Genomic DNA, 14059 nt, shown 5'->3' with positions numbered 1-14059 from the left:
GTTAACCTGCTTTTCTCTCCCCCTCTTTATAAAAGTGATTGAAGCTGAGTTTAGTTTCAATCCTAATTATTCTCCTGTTTTAGAAAGAAAAATATCTTCAAATAATTTCCTACGTCTTTAAAAGCTAATTTCCAACTCAACATATAAAGATTTTTCTTAAAGAAAGATTTCAGAAAATAGGGTATGAGTGAAATAAGATAATATTTCATACTTAAATTACAGATTTGATCCCCTCACTTTTAAGTAAAATGCATATAACAACATTAAATAATAACCAATTAAAAATTAATTACATGATATACCCTGTGGATTTCAACGTTCAGCAAACAAAGCCGTAAATTGAAAGCTATGGATATAATAATTGGGAGAGATAAATGCGTTTACTAACTAAAATATCCCTGCTCTCTTTCATATTCTTGATTAGTTCACCTTCTGTCGCCGGTTTATCTACACCGAAAGAAATTATTCAACAGGTGAAAGAGAGGGGTGTAAATTCTGTTGTTGCTGAGATTGGTGAGAGAAGAAAAAGAGAAGAAATCGCTGACTTTATTACTACCGGAGAGACTGAGTGGTTAGAAGTCGCTTTTCAATTAGTTCCTAACATCCACCACGATTTTTCCAACCAGATCTTTAATTCATTATCCTTTGCTCTAATTAATAATCCGATTGAAGTTTTAGCAATGGCAGATAAATATCAGCCATCGTCAACCAATAACATCTGCAATATTCCATCAACGCTAATAGGAATACAAAGCAAAGAAAAATTTTTTCTGGATGTCGTTGTAAGCTTAAAGAAAGCCAAAACATCAGCAAGTAGAAAAGATGAAGAAAATATAGAATTGTGTCAGTTCGCGTTAAATAAATCTTATGCTGCATTTTTATAAAAAATAGAGGAGAAATTATCTCCTCTATTTTTTCGTATTACCTTTATAACGCTTTATTTTACAACACGTAACGTCGGACGACCTTTTGGAGGCTGAGGTGGCTCATCATCCGGCGGGTTATCATCATGAGATGTTTTCATATCACGAATCAATACCAGATTATCGGCTACCGGAGACTCTGAAACTTCCAACTCTGAGTCTGTTTCATAGGCGATTTCTGGCTCAAACATCATCCCGGCACCGTTTTCACGGGCATAAACCGCAATTACAGCAGACATAGGAACAGATACCTGACGCGCGACACCACCAAAACGGGCATTAAAACGAACTTCGTCATCAGCCAATTCCAGATTACCAACCGCCCGTGGAGCAATATTCAGGATTATCTGCCCATTCTGCGCATATTCCATCGGGACGTTGACACCATATTGAGTCACATCCACAACGATATGCGGAGTCAAATCATTATCCAGCAGCCACTCATAGTGTGCCCGCAGTAAATAAGGGCGGCGGGGAGACATTTGAGTCATATCCATACATTAACCCCGTGACTGTAAACGTATTTCACGCTCTGCTTCTGTCAATGAAGCCAGAAATGCGTCACGTTCAAATACACGCTGCATATAAACCTGAAGATCTTTGGCTCCCGGGCCAGACAGCTCAACGCCCAGCACAGGCAAACGCCATAACAACGGAGAAAGATAGCAGTCAACCAGACTGAACTCATCACTCATGAAGAAAGGCATTTCTCTGAAAATCGGTGCGATTGCCAGCAACTCTTCAGCAAGGCGTTTCCGCGCAGCATTAGCTTCCTGAGCACTTCCTTCCTGAATTTTATACATCAGGGAATACCAGTCTTTTTCAATTCGGTGCATCATCAGACGACTGGAGCCACGTGCAACAGGGTATACAGGCATGAGCGGTGGATGCGGGAAACGCTCATCCAGATATTCCATTATGATGCGAGAATCATAAAGAGTCAGCTCACGATCTACGAGGGTAGGAACCGTTTGATAAGGGTTCAGATCAATCAGATCCTGAGGCAAATTGCCTGCTTCAACGTGTTCTATCTCAACGCTGACCCCTTTTTCCGCCAGTACAATTCGCACTTGATGGCTAAAAATGTCGGTCGGGCCGGAAAACAGAGTCATTACCGAACGTTTGTTGGCAGCGACAGCCATGAAAACCTCCAAGTTTATCTAAAAAAAGGAACGAACAGCCCTTCAATGAACAATGGCTATTCTCGCTCATATTCTCATCCGGTTTCGCACTTATTATCCGAGGATTATTAAGACAAGTCAGGCAAACTCATGGATAAGGCAAAAAATTGTCACTAGTCTACCAGATTTTGAACATTTTGTGGGGAAGTAGATTGAGAATTAATGATGATATATCGGAGTTCAGGGAATTATCTCTGCAATATGCTTTTTTTTTCTGCAAAAAAAGCGTATTCACTAAGGAAATAAAACCCGGCAATAAAAAACCCGCCATAAACATGGCGGGTTTCAACATTAATCCGATGCCACCGTAGTGACAAAAAATTAACGCTTGGAGAACTGTGGACGACGACGTGCTTTGCGCAGACCCACTTTTTTACGTTCAACTTCACGAGCATCGCGAGTAACGAAGCCAGCTTTGCGAAGATCAGAACGCAGAGTCTCGTCATAAGCCATCAGTGCACGGGTGATACCGTGACGGATTGCGCCTGCCTGACCAGAGATACCACCACCTTTAACAGTGATGTACAGATCCAGTTTGCCCAGCATGTCAACCAGCTCAAGTGGCTGACGAACAACCATGCGCGCAGTTTCACGACCGAAGTAAACTTCGAGGCTGCGTTGGTTGATTACGATGTTACCGCTACCTGGCTTAATGAAGACACGAGCGGATGAGCTTTTGCGGCGACCAGTGCCGTAGTATTGATTTTCAGCCATTGCCTATAATCCCGATTAAATGTCCAGAACTTGTGGTTGCTGTGCCGCGTGGTTGTGCTCGCTGCCCGCGTAAACTTTCATTTTACGGTACATTGCACGACCCAGAGGCCCTTTTGGCAGCATGCCTTTAACCGCGATTTCAATGACACGCTCAGGACGGCGGGCAATCATCTCTTCAAAGGTCGCTTGCTTGATACCACCGATGTGGCCAGTGTGGTGATAATAGATTTTGTCAGCACGTTTGTTGCCAGTTACAGCAACTTTCTCTGCGTTAACAATAATGATGTAATCACCAGTATCAACGTGCGGAGTATATTCCGCCTTGTGCTTGCCGCGCAGGCGACGAGCTACTTCAGTTGCAAGACGGCCAAGAGTTTTGCCATCTGCGTCAACAACATACCAGTCGCGTTTTACGGTTTCTGGTTTAGCTGTAAAAGTTTTCATTAAAGCTTACCCAATTATAAGTTACACGTTGGTGAACACTCGAGGTTCAGAAACTTTGTTGAGGTTCACACGACTCATGTCCAGCAAACCTACCCCTTCGAATAGCCTATGCCGGCACTAATGCAAGTTTTTTGGGAAATAAAAAATCTTGCTGTAACGTGGGGTCGCAAGATTATAGAGAAGTCGTTATAAAAAATCGACCCCAAATTCAATAATTATCCAAACTGTTGACTCTGAACTCTCTGTCTGACAACCAACAAAGGGTTAATCTGAAAGACGAAAGAGCATAGATATCAGGGTAAATGCGGTCGCTGTAAATATTCTTCACTCTGCATCTCCTGTAAACGGGACAAGCAACGCTGATACTCAAAACGGAGCAATTCTCCCTGATAAATCCTTTCCATCGGGGCTTCGGCATTGATGATAAGTTTCACATGGCGCTCATAGAATTCATCAACCAGTGCAATAAATCGACGTGCAGCGCTTTCATCCAGTTTGGTCATGATCGGCACATCATGCAGCAAAACGGTATGATAAATCTTAGACAACGCAATATAGTCCCGCTGGCTACGGGGATCTTCACACAGCGTTTTAAAGTTGATTGCCAGTACACCATCAACACTGTTTATCGCTGGCATATCACGATGATTAATTTCCAGTACCGGAGCCGGCTCCCCTTCCCGCCCGGCCAGACGCAGGAAAACCTGATGCATCTCCTGTCGGCTCTCTGCCGATAACGGTGTCAGATAAATATGAGCCTGAGTCAGCGTTCTCAGCCGGTAATCGATGCCCGCATCCACATTCATGACATCACAATATTTTTTGATCTGTTCAATAGCCGGCAGGAAGCGGGCTCGCTGCAAGCCATTACGGTAGAGTTGATCCGGTGGAATATTTGATGTCGCCACTAAAGCGATTCCGCGCCTGAACAGCGCTTCCAGTAACGTGCCGAGGATCATGGCATCCGTAATATCAGAAACAAAAAATTCATCAAAGCAGAGGATATCAGTCTGTGCCTTGAAACCATCAGCCACAATTTCCAGTGGATTTTCATGCCCCTGCAATTCAGTTAATTCTTCGTGTACCCGCAGCATAAAACGGTGGAAATGCAGGCGTAGCTTCCTTTCAGTCGGTAAACTCTGGAAAAACATATCCATAAGCCATGTTTTCCCCCGCCCTACACCACCCCACATATACAGTCCCTGCACGGGACGGATATTGTCCTTTAATGAACGCCCTAATAGTTTATTCCACAGACTTTTTAATCCGCCTGAGCCATCTGAATGCGCCGCATTTTTGGCTAAGTTCTGTACAAGCTCATGGTAAATCATATCCAGACGGGCGACAGTATTACGCTGTACTTCATCAGGTTGATACTGCCCTTCAGACAGTGCGGTCTGGTAAAGAGACGTAGGTGTAATCGGTGACATTAATATAGTAATCCTTAAAAATTTTTATCCCCACCATATATACTTAATAGATTTCAATTGAGTATATACATTGGGTCTAATTCACAGCCTATCATGACAAATTCGTATAAAATTAACACCTCAGGTGATATATAAATTAATTAAATAATAATCAATATTCCACTCTGACTGAATTAGCGGTTATAGTGGTAGCTATGATGTTAAGAAAGGAGTTGCCATGACTTGGGAATACGCACTGATAGGATTAATTGTTGGTTTTATCATCGGAGCATTGGCTGTCCGCTTTGGCAGCCGAAAACTGCGCCAGCAAAATGCGGCACAGGCTGAACTGGAGAAAAACCGGGCAGAGCTTGAAGAATATCGCAAAGAGCTGGTCAGCCATTTTGCCCGCAGCGCTGAGTTGCTGGATAATATGGCCCGGGATTATCGCCAGCTGTATCAACATATGGCTAAAAGTTCCAATGAATTAATGCCAGATATGCCAATGCAGGAAAATCCCTTTAATTATCGTCTTAACGAATCTAAGAACGATACCAATCAAATTGTCACTGATGTACCTCCACGGGACTATTCTGAAGGTTCATCCGGGCTATTGCGTCCCGTTCAGGAACAAAAACAGTAATTTTTCTCGCCGTGGCCATAATTTATGCCCACGGCAATATTATTTATCCCACTGTATTTAAATGTTTTTTCAGGTAAATCCCTGTAAAGACATTCGACAAAACGACATTATTAGTGAACTTTGCTGAATACTTGGTAGTCATAACTGCAACGAAACAATTATGCTTGAAACCTGTTCCGATGAGTGTAGTTTCTCAGAAAAACGGAATTCCCTTGTCGGTTCGGGGCTTTAAGTACGATTTTCCTTTTCTGGCTTAGGTAAGTAAGAGAACGCATTCAATGAAAAGTAAAAACACATTGCTCAGCGCATTAGCGATCAGTATTGGTTTATCTTTAGCTTCGGTACCAATGGTAAGTAATGCGGCTTTACCCGCTGCTATGGCCTCTCAGGAATTACCGAGCCTTGCTCCAATGTTAGAAAAAGTCCTTCCTTCCGTTGTTACCGTTCATGTTGCCGGCACTGAAGTTCAAACCCAACAACTCCAACTGCCAGAAGATTTTCAGTTCTTCTTTGGGCCGGGTTTTCCACCAGTGGAACAACAAAGAAGCCGCCCATTTCAGGGGTTAGGTTCTGGTGTCATTATTAATGCCGATAAAGGATATGTACTGACTAACAATCACGTCATCAATAACGCGGATAAAATTAAAGTCCAGCTCAATGACGGGCGTGAATACTCCGCTAAACTCATCGGTCGTGATCCTCAGACTGATATCGCACTTTTGCAGCTTAAAGATGCTAAGAACCTGACAGCAATTAAATTTGCCAATTCTGATCAGCTTCGCGTCGGTGATTATGCTGTTGCTATCGGTAACCCATTCGGGCTGGGGCAAACAGTAACTTCAGGGATCATTTCGGCCCTTGGCCGTAGCGGTCTGAATCTGGAAGGTCTGGAAAACTTCATCCAGACAGATGCCTCAATTAACCGGGGTAACTCTGGTGGTGCCCTGATCAACCTGAGAGGGGAGTTGATCGGTATTAATACCGCTATTGTTGCACCTAGTGGCGGCAACGTGGGTATTGGTTTTGCGATCCCAAGTAACATGGCCAGAAATCTGGCAGACCAGTTAATAGCTCACGGCGAAGTAAAACGCGGCCTGCTTGGTATCAAAGGTACTGAAATGTCAGCGGATATCGCCAAAGCACTGAATGTTGATGCTCAACAGGGCGCATTTGTCAGTGAGGTAGTTCCTAAATCTGCTGCGGCTAAGGCTGGTATTAAACCCGGAGATGTACTGACCTCCATTGATGGTAAGAAGATTAATAGCTTTGCTGAGCTAAGAGCAAAAATTGGTACGACTGCACCGGGCAAAGAAATCAAAGTAGGTCTGCTGCGTAAAGGCAAGCCTATGGAGGTGTCTGTTGTTCTGGAAAATAGCGAATCTCCATCAACCAAAGCAGAGAAATTAAGCATTGCGCTACAGGGTGCGAATCTCAGTACTGGCATTGTGAACAATACTCCCGGCGTGAAAGTTGACGGCGTCGCCAAAAATTCTCCAGCCGCAATGGTCGGTTTGCAGAAGAATGATTTGATCATCGGGGCGAATAATGTTCGGGTTAAGAATATCAATGAGCTACAAAAGGTACTTGAAGGAAAACCATCCGTTATTGCACTGAATATCCTGCGTGGTGGTGACAATATTTACCTGTTATTGAACAATTAATCGGTATGCCATTATTTTTCTGATTGCAGTACATTAAGCAGACACAGCGCAGGCTGTGTCTGCTTGCTTCTGTGCTATGCTTTTTTAACTTATTGATTACTGAACAATGCTATGTTGATTAAATTACTGCGCTCCATATTGGCGGGATTACTTATTGCAGCAATTTTACTGGTTGCCATACCCTCACTACGTCCCAATAAGTTAAATAATCTCCTGTACAGCGATAACACAGAAAAACCATCCAGTTACAGTCAGGGTGTTCGTCGGGCAGCACCTGCGGTTGTGAATATATATAGCACCAGTATAGGGAGTTTCTCCCATGAACCCCGGGAACTGCTGCCATTGGGTTCCGGCGTCATAATGAGTGAACAGGGCTACATACTCACCAATAAGCATGTTATCAACAAAGTAGGATCTATTATTGTTGCGTTGCAGGACGGGCGTTTCTACGAAGCTTTACTGGTCGGCTCTGATGGCCCGACCGATTTGGCAGTACTCAAAATAAAGGCCGAAAATCTGCCGGTTATCCCTATTAATCTCAAAAGGGCACCTCATGTCGGGGATATCGTGCTGGCAATCGGCAATCCTTACAACTTAGGGCAAACAATTACTCAAGGTATTATCAGTGCGACCGGACGTGTCGGGCTGAGTCCGACACGGCGCCAGAATTTCCTACAAACAGATGCTTCAATCAATCAGGGCAGCTCCGGCGGAGCACTGGTTAATACATTAGGTGAACTGGTCGGCATTAACACACTGTCGTTTGATAAATCTGAATTTGGCTCTACGCCTGAAGGACTGGGATTTGCCATTCCCACCGCACTGGCAACAAAAATTATGCAGAAACTGATCCGTGATGGCCGGGTAATCAGAGGGTATATCGGCATTTCAACAAAAGAGCTACCGAATATCCGCTCGTCAGATACCCAAATCCATCAGATTCAGGGAGTGCGGGTTTTTCAGCTTTTACCGGGAAGCCCAGCCAAAAAAGCCGGAATACAAGTGGGCGATATTATCATCAGCCTTAATCACAAACCGGCGCTCTCGCCTGCCGAAATAATGGATCAGGTTGCAGAAATTCGGCCCGGAAAAGTCGTTCCTGTTACTGTCTTACGTGATGGTCAAACGCTTACCTTCAACGTTATGATTGAAGAATTTGATGAATACTGAGTCCAAGATATCGAAACAAAAGTGTGACTTTGTGAAACTTGATGATAAAATAAACAAATGAGGTAAGGTTACATATTTTATTGGAGGTTATCATGGCAATAACACGTTTACGTCAACAGGGCGGGGCTGTCGTTATCACAATTCCTAGTGATGTTGCCGCCATCATGGGATGGTCTGTCGGCATGACTCTGGATATACAGCCATCAGGCGACACCATAAACATCAAACCAACAGGCAGAATCGCCCGAGGCAGAAAGTCTCTCTCTGAATTATTACAGGGAATTGATGAAACAGAAGTCAGAGCTTTCAACGAAGTAACTACTGACGATTTAAACTCTCCTCCTGTTGGTAATGAGGTGATTTAATGGTACGCAGAAGAAGCATCCCAAGTAAGGGGGAAATCTGGCACGCTAGCGGTGATCCCGTTAGCGGCAGAGAATTTAAAGGGGCGCATTACTATCTGGTTATTTCTGAATTTGCACTGAATCAAAAGTTAGGCACTGCACTTTGCGTTCCAATAACCACTGGAGGAGGGTTCGCACGCTCCGAGGCGGTTACTGTATATTTAGATGGGGCAAGTACTGATACAGGTAAAATTACCGGGGTTGTACTTTGTTACCAGATCCGTTCACTTGATTTAAATGAACGTAAAGCTACCTATTCAGCACAGGCGGAAGCCAGTATTGTTGATGAAATATTAGCTAAAGTCATAGATATTTTAGATCCACAACTGAATTGATTATTCGAAAAAAACCGCCACTAAATACTTCCTATCAAAAGAAGATATTACTAAGTGACGGTTTAAATAGAATTCGGTTTACTTAATACGTTCGATATTGGCTCCCAGACCACGCAGCTTATCTTCGATATGCTCATAGCCCCGGTCAATATGATAAATGCGATCGACGGTTGTTGTTCCTTCAGCAATGCAGCCAGCAATTACCAGACTCGCGGAAGCACGCAGATCTGTTGCCATTACCTGAGCACCGGATAATTTCTCAACGCCGTGGCAGAGTACAGAGTTACTTTCAATCTCTGCGTGTGCCCCCATGCGAATCAATTCAGGAATATGCATAAAACGGTTTTCAAAAATAGTTTCGGTGATCATGCCCGCACCTTCAGCAACAATATTCAGTAAGCTGAACTGTGCTTGCATATCTGTAGGAAAACCCGGATGCGGCGCTGTACGGAAAGTTACCGCTTTTGGCCGCTTGCCATGCATATCAAGGCTAATCCAGTCATCGCCTACCTGAATCTCTGCACCCGCTTCACGTAATTTAGCCAGCACGGCATCCAGTGTATCAGGCTTGGCCTGACGGCAAACAATCTTCCCTCGTGAAACAGCCGCTGCAATAAGGAAAGTACCGGTTTCAATACGGTCAGGCAAGACACGATAAACACCACCGCCCAAACGTTCTACGCCTTCAATCACAATGCGATCTGTTCCTGCACCCGTAATTTTTGCACCCAACGTATTCAGGAAGTTGGCTGTATCTTCGATTTCAGGCTCGCGGGCTGCATTCTCAATAATGGTTTTGCCTTCCGCCAGTGTTGCAGCCGCCATGATAGTGACCGTTGCACCAACACTGACTTTATCCATGACGATGCTGGCACCTTTTAAACGACCATCTACGGATGCCTTAACATAGCCCTCATCCAGCACTATTTTTGCACCAAGTTGTTCCAACCCGGTAATATGGAGATCAACAGGACGGGCACCAATGGCGCAACCACCGGGTAAAGAAACCTGCCCCTGACCAAAACGGGCAACTAATGGCCCCAGTGCCCAGATAGAAGCGCGCATGGTTTTGACCAGTTCATAAGGAGCACAGTATTCATTAACAGCGCTGGCATCAACAAAGACAGAACCATTCTTGCGTTCCACTTTCGTTCCCAGACGATTCAATAGCTTGATTGTGGTATCAATGTCTTTTAATTCAGGAACATTTTGTAATTCAACTGGCTCTTCCGCCAGCAACGCTGCGAACAGGATTGGTAATGCGGCATTTTTTGCCCCGGAAATAGTGACCTCGCCTGACAAGCAGGTCGGCCCTTTCACTTGAAATTTATCCATCTGTCATAATTCTCTTATTTAATTCAAAGTGTGCTGTTCGCGGCGAAGCAAACAACCTCAGAAACCCTGGAGCTTGCGGTCACGTTGCCATTGCGCAGGTGTGTAGGTCTTAATTGACAGGGCGTGGATACGATTATCAGCAATGTATTCCATCAGAGGTGCATAAACTGTTTGTTGTTGTTTTACCCGGCTCAGCTCACCAAAAATTTCACCTACAGCAATTACCTGAAAATGGCTGCCGTCGCCGCTAACAATAACTTCATCAAGTACCAATTTTTCCATCAGTACCTGTTTAATCTCATTAGTATCCATATCTTGCTCACATTCGTCGTTAAAAAATAATAGTAGATGCCTATCGTAATGGAATCCAGACGACTCTTAAACCAAGAAAAACGCCCTTATAAGACAATGACTCATAAGGGCGATAATTATATCCACCTTTCAGGTAACAGAGTTATCAACAACACCCTGAAATCTGTTAGGTCGAGAATGAAGGCATTATATTTATTCTGGCGAATTTCCTTTCTCAGGCGAATTATCAGCAAAGAGACTTTGTAGACTATAGAGCGCAATCAGTGTGTTCAATCGCTCCCCTATGCCAGAAAATGTCAGCACCTTACCACTCTGCTGCCAGTCGCCTTTTATGCGGACAAATAGGGCCATTCCCGTCGAATCCACATGCTCAAGCCCTGAAACATCAATGTTTTCAATGTGAGCCAATAAGCTGTCCTTTTGCTGCCAAAAAGGCAGCAGGCTATCGCGATCCAGAGTACCTTTCAGAAACAGGGTGCTTCCTGTCTGTTGCCAGCTAAGCGGTGTTTTGTCAGAGGCTTTATCCATCCCCCGGTTTTTCATTTCACCGTTTTCCATGTCACTTTTTCTTTTCTAAAATGATTGGAGCCTGTGCACTGCTTTTCAACTGCTCCGTCAAACCATCAATACCTTTCTGGCGCAGGATTTCCGACCACTCATTCTGTTTAGTCGTAATCATGCTCACACCTTCAGCTATCATGTCGTAAGCCTGCCAATATCCGGTTTTACTGTTTTTACGCCACTGAAAATCCAGACGAACAGGAGGCTGACCATTCGGATCGGTAATGGTGACACGAATAGCGACGATATTCTTATCTCCCAATGGCTGCTCCGGGGCAATCTGATAATTCTGCCCGTGATACATTGCCAGAGCCTGGCCATAAGCCTGTGCCAGATAATCTTCAAATGCTTTAAAATAGGCATCACGCTGCTCTGGCGTCGCCTGTTTATAATAAGGCCCCAGAACCAGCGCGCCTGCATATTTTACCTGAACATAAGGCAATAGCTCCTGACGCACGATCTGAGGCAATATTTCCGGATTAGCACGAATCTGCGATTGTTCACCCTTCAGACGTGAAAACGTTTTTTCTGCCGCGACTTTCATCAAAGCATACGGATTAGTCTGATCAACCGCATTGGCAAGTGGTGCAACCACCAATAAGGCAGCCATAAGTAATCGCTTAAACATAATTGCTATTTCTCCTAAGCAGTGGATTGCTGGTTAATGTACCTGTGTGGGAGCCTCAGATGATTTTTGATGATCATCACTTCCGCTTTTGTACAGGAACTGACCTATTAAATCTTCAAGAACCATTGCAGGTTTGGTATCCTCAACGCGATCTCCATCTTTCAGCATGGTGATCCCCAAATCAGCATCATCAAACCCAACATTTAACGCAACATATTGTTCACCCAACAGACCTGAAGTCCGAATAGACAGCGAACTGGAACTTGGAATATTGTCGTACTGCGAGAAAATATCCAGTTCAACCTGCGGAGTATACGTTTTCTTATCGAGCCAGATTTTCCCTACCCGACCAATGACCACCCCTCCGACTTTGACAGGAGAACGCTCTTTTAACCCACCTATATTGTCAAATGCTGCAATGACATGATAAGTGGTCTGATTACCAAAAGATCGGACATTAGCGACCTTCAGGCATAAGAAAATGATTGCGGCCAGTGCAATTAATATAAAACTTCCAACCCATATTTCATTTTTCTTGCTTTGCATCGAATTAGTTCCCAAACATCAGTGCTGTCAGCACAAAATCCAAACCCAATACTGCCAACGATGCATGAACCACCGTACGCGTCGTCGCCCTGCTGATCCCCTCTGATGTAGGGATAGCATCATACCCATTAAACAGTGCGATCCATGTCACCGTGATGGCAAAAGCTAAGCTCTTAATAAAACAGTTAAGTATGTCTTTCTGCAATTCCACCGCTGATTGCATGGAAGACCAGAAAAAACCACCATCAATCCCTTTCCAGTCGACTCCGACCATCGCACCGCCCAGAATACCGACAGCCACAAAGATCAATGCCAGTAAAGGCATACTGATAAAACCAGCCCAAAAACGCGGGGCAACTACCCTACGCAATGGGTCTACTGCCATCATTTCCAGACTGGAAATTTGCTCTGTCGCTTTCATCAGGCCGATCTCTGCCGTCAAGGCAGAACCCGCACGACCAGCAAATAACAGAGCAGTCACGACCGGCCCCAATTCCCGCAGCAGCGATAACGCCACCATCATGCCAAGACTGCCTTCAGCACTGAAAGTCCTCAGTACAAAATAGCCCTGCAAGGCCAGAACCATACCGATAAACAAGCCGGAAACTACAATAATCAATAGTGACTGAACGCCTACACTATAAAGCTGTTGGCGCAATAACAGCCACTGCTTTGCAGGTTCGGGCTTACCAATAATCGCGCTGAATAACATAAAACCGGCCCGACCGAAAGAAGCCACAACTTCAATCGCACGCCTGCCAAATGTTGCCAGCGCCCGTGTTAACATCAACATTCAAGTATCCTAATAACGATTTCTGTTAGTTAATAACTCGGTTTTATAATCCCCCGCAGGGAAACGGAAAGGCACCGGCCCGTCAGCAATACCATCAAGAAACTGACGTACCCGCTGATCCTGATTCATTTTCAACTGTTCAGGCGTCCCTTCTGCAATCACTTTCTGCTCAGCCACGATATAGGCATAATCAGCAATACTCAGTACTTCAGGAACATCGTGGGAAACCACAACACAGGTAACACCGAGCGCATGGTTAAGTTCATCGATCAACTTAACCAATACCCCCATAGTGATGGGATCCTGACCGACAAATGGCTCATCAAACATGATTAAATCAGGATCAAGTGCAATCGCCCGCGCCAGTGCAGCCCGCCTTGCCATACCTCCCGATAGCTCAGATGGCATCAGTTTTGCCGCACCACGTAATCCTACCGCTTCCAGCTTCATCATCACTGTAGTGTAAATTAATTCTTCGGGGAGTTTAGTATGCTCACGTAAGGGAAAAGCGACATTGTCGAACACATTCAAATCCGTAAATAATGCGCCCGATTGAAATAACATACTCATCTTCTTACGCACTTCATAAAGGCGCTGGCGGGATAATGCCGGGATATTATCACCATCAAACCAAATCTCACCGCGCTCAGGGCGGATTTGCCCGCCCATCAGACGCAGCAGAGTCGTTTTTCCAATACCGGAAGGCCCCATAATGGCTGTTATTTTCCCTTTTGGAACAGTCAGATTGATATCGGAAAAGATCGGGCGCTGACCACGGGTAAAAGACATGCCGCAGATCTCAATAAGATTTGCTGTTAGTTGACTCATTATTGATAGCCCTTAATCGTTAATAAACGAATTTCTTACTGTTTCTAAATAATTAGTAATGCATACTACAAAAAAATTTTCCAATTTGCGTTAGCAAAGTGATAGCAAATTTTACTTTTTAACTTTCGGCCTTCAGAATATATAAATCTGGCTAAATAAATATTTTTGTCCA

The 14059-nt window shown here is 44.4% G+C and carries 18 protein-coding genes; 6 read left to right on the top strand and 12 right to left on the bottom strand.

Going from position 1 to position 14059, the window contains the following annotated elements:
- The first annotated feature begins 374 nt into the window (after positions 1 to 374).
- Entirely contained in the window at positions 375 to 884 is a 510-nt protein-coding gene (locus AACS92_RS01745) for a hypothetical protein (protein ID WP_241537922.1), read from the top strand.
- Positions 885 to 937: 53 nt separating this feature from the next.
- Here AACS92_RS01745 and sspB read toward each other — a convergent pair whose 3' ends face one another.
- From sspB to zapE, 5 genes are all read right to left on the bottom strand, one after another.
- Positions 938 to 1420, bottom strand: coding sequence for a ClpXP protease specificity-enhancing factor (gene sspB / locus AACS92_RS01740; protein WP_099109661.1), 483 nt, complete (start codon positions 1418 to 1420; stop codon positions 938 to 940).
- A gap of 3 nt (positions 1421 to 1423) precedes the next feature.
- On the bottom strand, positions 1424 to 2065 hold the full coding sequence (gene sspA, locus AACS92_RS01735) for a stringent starvation protein SspA (protein ID WP_086954480.1): 642 nt from the start codon (positions 2063 to 2065) through the stop codon (positions 1424 to 1426).
- 360 nt (positions 2066 to 2425) lie between these two features.
- Positions 2426 to 2818, bottom strand: a complete 393-nt coding sequence (gene rpsI, locus AACS92_RS01730; RefSeq protein WP_012990148.1) for a 30S ribosomal protein S9 — start codon at positions 2816 to 2818, stop codon at positions 2426 to 2428.
- 15 nt (positions 2819 to 2833) lie between these two features.
- Positions 2834 to 3262 (bottom strand): 50S ribosomal protein L13, encoded by a 429-nt coding sequence (gene rplM / locus AACS92_RS01725; RefSeq protein WP_099109660.1) that lies wholly within the window; start codon positions 3260 to 3262, stop codon positions 2834 to 2836.
- A 293-nt stretch (positions 3263 to 3555) separates the two neighbouring features.
- Positions 3556 to 4692 carry a cell division protein ZapE gene (zapE, locus tag AACS92_RS01720; RefSeq protein WP_099109659.1) on the bottom strand — a complete coding sequence of 379 codons (1137 nt, stop codon included), beginning with the start codon at positions 4690 to 4692 and terminating at the stop codon, positions 3556 to 3558.
- Positions 4693 to 4909: 217 nt separating this feature from the next.
- On the opposite strand from zapE, the gene zapG reads away from it, so the two are divergent.
- The 5 genes from zapG to AACS92_RS01695 all read left to right on the top strand — a co-directional run bounded on the left by zapG (position 4910) and on the right by AACS92_RS01695 (position 8884).
- Positions 4910 to 5314: a Z-ring associated protein ZapG gene (gene zapG / locus AACS92_RS01715; protein ID WP_099109658.1), complete on the top strand. Its 405-nt coding sequence runs from the start codon at positions 4910 to 4912 to the stop codon at positions 5312 to 5314.
- 278 nt (positions 5315 to 5592) lie between these two features.
- Positions 5593 to 6975: a serine endoprotease DegQ gene (gene degQ, locus AACS92_RS01710; RefSeq protein WP_099109657.1), complete on the top strand. Its 1383-nt coding sequence runs from the start codon at positions 5593 to 5595 to the stop codon at positions 6973 to 6975.
- 111 nt (positions 6976 to 7086) lie between these two features.
- Positions 7087 to 8145, top strand: coding sequence for an outer membrane-stress sensor serine endopeptidase DegS (degS, locus tag AACS92_RS01705; RefSeq protein WP_099109656.1), 1059 nt, complete (start codon positions 7087 to 7089; stop codon positions 8143 to 8145).
- A 92-nt stretch (positions 8146 to 8237) separates the two neighbouring features.
- The gene (locus tag AACS92_RS01700; protein ID WP_099109655.1) at positions 8238 to 8510 is read left to right on the top strand and encodes an AbrB/MazE/SpoVT family DNA-binding domain-containing protein; all 273 of its coding nucleotides are present in this window, start codon (positions 8238 to 8240) and stop codon (positions 8508 to 8510) included.
- Positions 8510 to 8884, top strand: coding sequence for a type II toxin-antitoxin system PemK/MazF family toxin (locus AACS92_RS01695; RefSeq protein ID WP_099109654.1), 375 nt, complete (start codon positions 8510 to 8512; stop codon positions 8882 to 8884). Before AACS92_RS01700 ends, AACS92_RS01695 begins: the two co-directional genes overlap by 1 nt.
- Before the next feature lie 78 nt (positions 8885 to 8962).
- On the opposite strand, the gene murA is transcribed toward AACS92_RS01695, so the two are convergent.
- From murA to mlaF, 7 genes are all read right to left on the bottom strand, one after another.
- Positions 8963 to 10219 carry a UDP-N-acetylglucosamine 1-carboxyvinyltransferase gene (gene murA, locus AACS92_RS01690; RefSeq protein ID WP_099109653.1) on the bottom strand — a complete coding sequence of 419 codons (1257 nt, stop codon included), beginning with the start codon at positions 10217 to 10219 and terminating at the stop codon, positions 8963 to 8965.
- A 57-nt stretch (positions 10220 to 10276) separates the two neighbouring features.
- On the bottom strand, positions 10277 to 10531 hold the full coding sequence (gene ibaG, locus AACS92_RS01685) for a BolA family iron metabolism protein IbaG (protein WP_099109652.1): 255 nt from the start codon (positions 10529 to 10531) through the stop codon (positions 10277 to 10279).
- Between the two features lie 192 nt (positions 10532 to 10723).
- The gene (mlaB, locus tag AACS92_RS01680) at positions 10724 to 11089 is read right to left on the bottom strand and encodes a lipid asymmetry maintenance protein MlaB (protein ID WP_241537921.1); all 366 of its coding nucleotides are present in this window, start codon (positions 11087 to 11089) and stop codon (positions 10724 to 10726) included.
- Between the two features lies 1 nt (position 11090).
- The gene (mlaC, locus tag AACS92_RS01675; RefSeq protein ID WP_099109651.1) at positions 11091 to 11720 is read right to left on the bottom strand and encodes a phospholipid-binding protein MlaC; all 630 of its coding nucleotides are present in this window, start codon (positions 11718 to 11720) and stop codon (positions 11091 to 11093) included.
- A 33-nt stretch (positions 11721 to 11753) separates the two neighbouring features.
- Entirely contained in the window at positions 11754 to 12266 is a 513-nt protein-coding gene (mlaD, locus tag AACS92_RS01670; protein WP_099109650.1) for an outer membrane lipid asymmetry maintenance protein MlaD, read from the bottom strand.
- Between the two features lie 4 nt (positions 12267 to 12270).
- A complete protein-coding gene (gene mlaE, locus AACS92_RS01665; RefSeq protein WP_099109715.1) occupies positions 12271 to 13053 on the bottom strand; it encodes a lipid asymmetry maintenance ABC transporter permease subunit MlaE in 783 nt (260 codons plus the stop codon).
- 15 nt (positions 13054 to 13068) lie between these two features.
- Complete coding sequence (gene mlaF, locus AACS92_RS01660; protein WP_099109649.1) at positions 13069 to 13887, bottom strand: phospholipid ABC transporter ATP-binding protein MlaF; 819 nt, start codon at positions 13885 to 13887, stop codon at positions 13069 to 13071.
- Positions 13888 to 14059 lie beyond the last annotated feature (172 nt).

The sequence above is a fragment of the Xenorhabdus sp. KJ12.1 genome, assembly GCF_963876495.1.
In the GTDB taxonomy this organism is placed as follows: Bacteria; Pseudomonadota; Gammaproteobacteria; order Enterobacterales; family Enterobacteriaceae; genus Xenorhabdus; species Xenorhabdus stockiae.
The sequence above is the reverse complement of the archived record's forward strand: the minus strand, read 5'-3'. Positions and strand labels throughout refer to the sequence as shown.

Excerpts from the sequence above, each read along its gene's own strand:
- AACS92_RS01745 (WP_241537922.1), top strand. The coding sequence starts at position 375 with ATGCGTTTACTAACTAAAATATCCCTGCTCTCTTTCATATTCTTGATT.
- sspB (WP_099109661.1), bottom strand. The coding sequence starts at position 1,420 with ATGGATATGACTCAAATGTCTCCCCGCCGCCCTTATTTACTGCGGGCA.
- sspA (WP_086954480.1), bottom strand. The coding sequence starts at position 2,065 with ATGGCTGTCGCTGCCAACAAACGTTCGGTAATGACTCTGTTTTCCGGC.
- rpsI (WP_012990148.1), bottom strand. The coding sequence starts at position 2,818 with ATGGCTGAAAATCAATACTACGGCACTGGTCGCCGCAAAAGCTCATCC.
- rplM (WP_099109660.1), bottom strand. The coding sequence starts at position 3,262 with ATGAAAACTTTTACAGCTAAACCAGAAACCGTAAAACGCGACTGGTAT.
- zapE (WP_099109659.1), bottom strand. The coding sequence starts at position 4,692 with ATGTCACCGATTACACCTACGTCTCTTTACCAGACCGCACTGTCTGAA.
- zapG (WP_099109658.1), top strand. The coding sequence starts at position 4,910 with ATGACTTGGGAATACGCACTGATAGGATTAATTGTTGGTTTTATCATC.
- degQ (WP_099109657.1), top strand. The coding sequence starts at position 5,593 with ATGAAAAGTAAAAACACATTGCTCAGCGCATTAGCGATCAGTATTGGT.
- degS (WP_099109656.1), top strand. The coding sequence starts at position 7,087 with ATGTTGATTAAATTACTGCGCTCCATATTGGCGGGATTACTTATTGCA.
- AACS92_RS01700 (WP_099109655.1), top strand. The coding sequence starts at position 8,238 with ATGGCAATAACACGTTTACGTCAACAGGGCGGGGCTGTCGTTATCACA.
- AACS92_RS01695 (WP_099109654.1), top strand. The coding sequence starts at position 8,510 with ATGGTACGCAGAAGAAGCATCCCAAGTAAGGGGGAAATCTGGCACGCT.
- murA (WP_099109653.1), bottom strand. The coding sequence starts at position 10,219 with ATGGATAAATTTCAAGTGAAAGGGCCGACCTGCTTGTCAGGCGAGGTC.
- ibaG (WP_099109652.1), bottom strand. The coding sequence starts at position 10,531 with ATGGATACTAATGAGATTAAACAGGTACTGATGGAAAAATTGGTACTT.
- mlaB (WP_241537921.1), bottom strand. The coding sequence starts at position 11,089 with ATGGAAAACGGTGAAATGAAAAACCGGGGGATGGATAAAGCCTCTGAC.
- mlaC (WP_099109651.1), bottom strand. The coding sequence starts at position 11,720 with ATGTTTAAGCGATTACTTATGGCTGCCTTATTGGTGGTTGCACCACTT.
- mlaD (WP_099109650.1), bottom strand. The coding sequence starts at position 12,266 with ATGCAAAGCAAGAAAAATGAAATATGGGTTGGAAGTTTTATATTAATT.
- mlaE (WP_099109715.1), bottom strand. The coding sequence starts at position 13,053 with ATGTTAACACGGGCGCTGGCAACATTTGGCAGGCGTGCGATTGAAGTT.
- mlaF (WP_099109649.1), bottom strand. The coding sequence starts at position 13,887 with ATGAGTCAACTAACAGCAAATCTTATTGAGATCTGCGGCATGTCTTTT.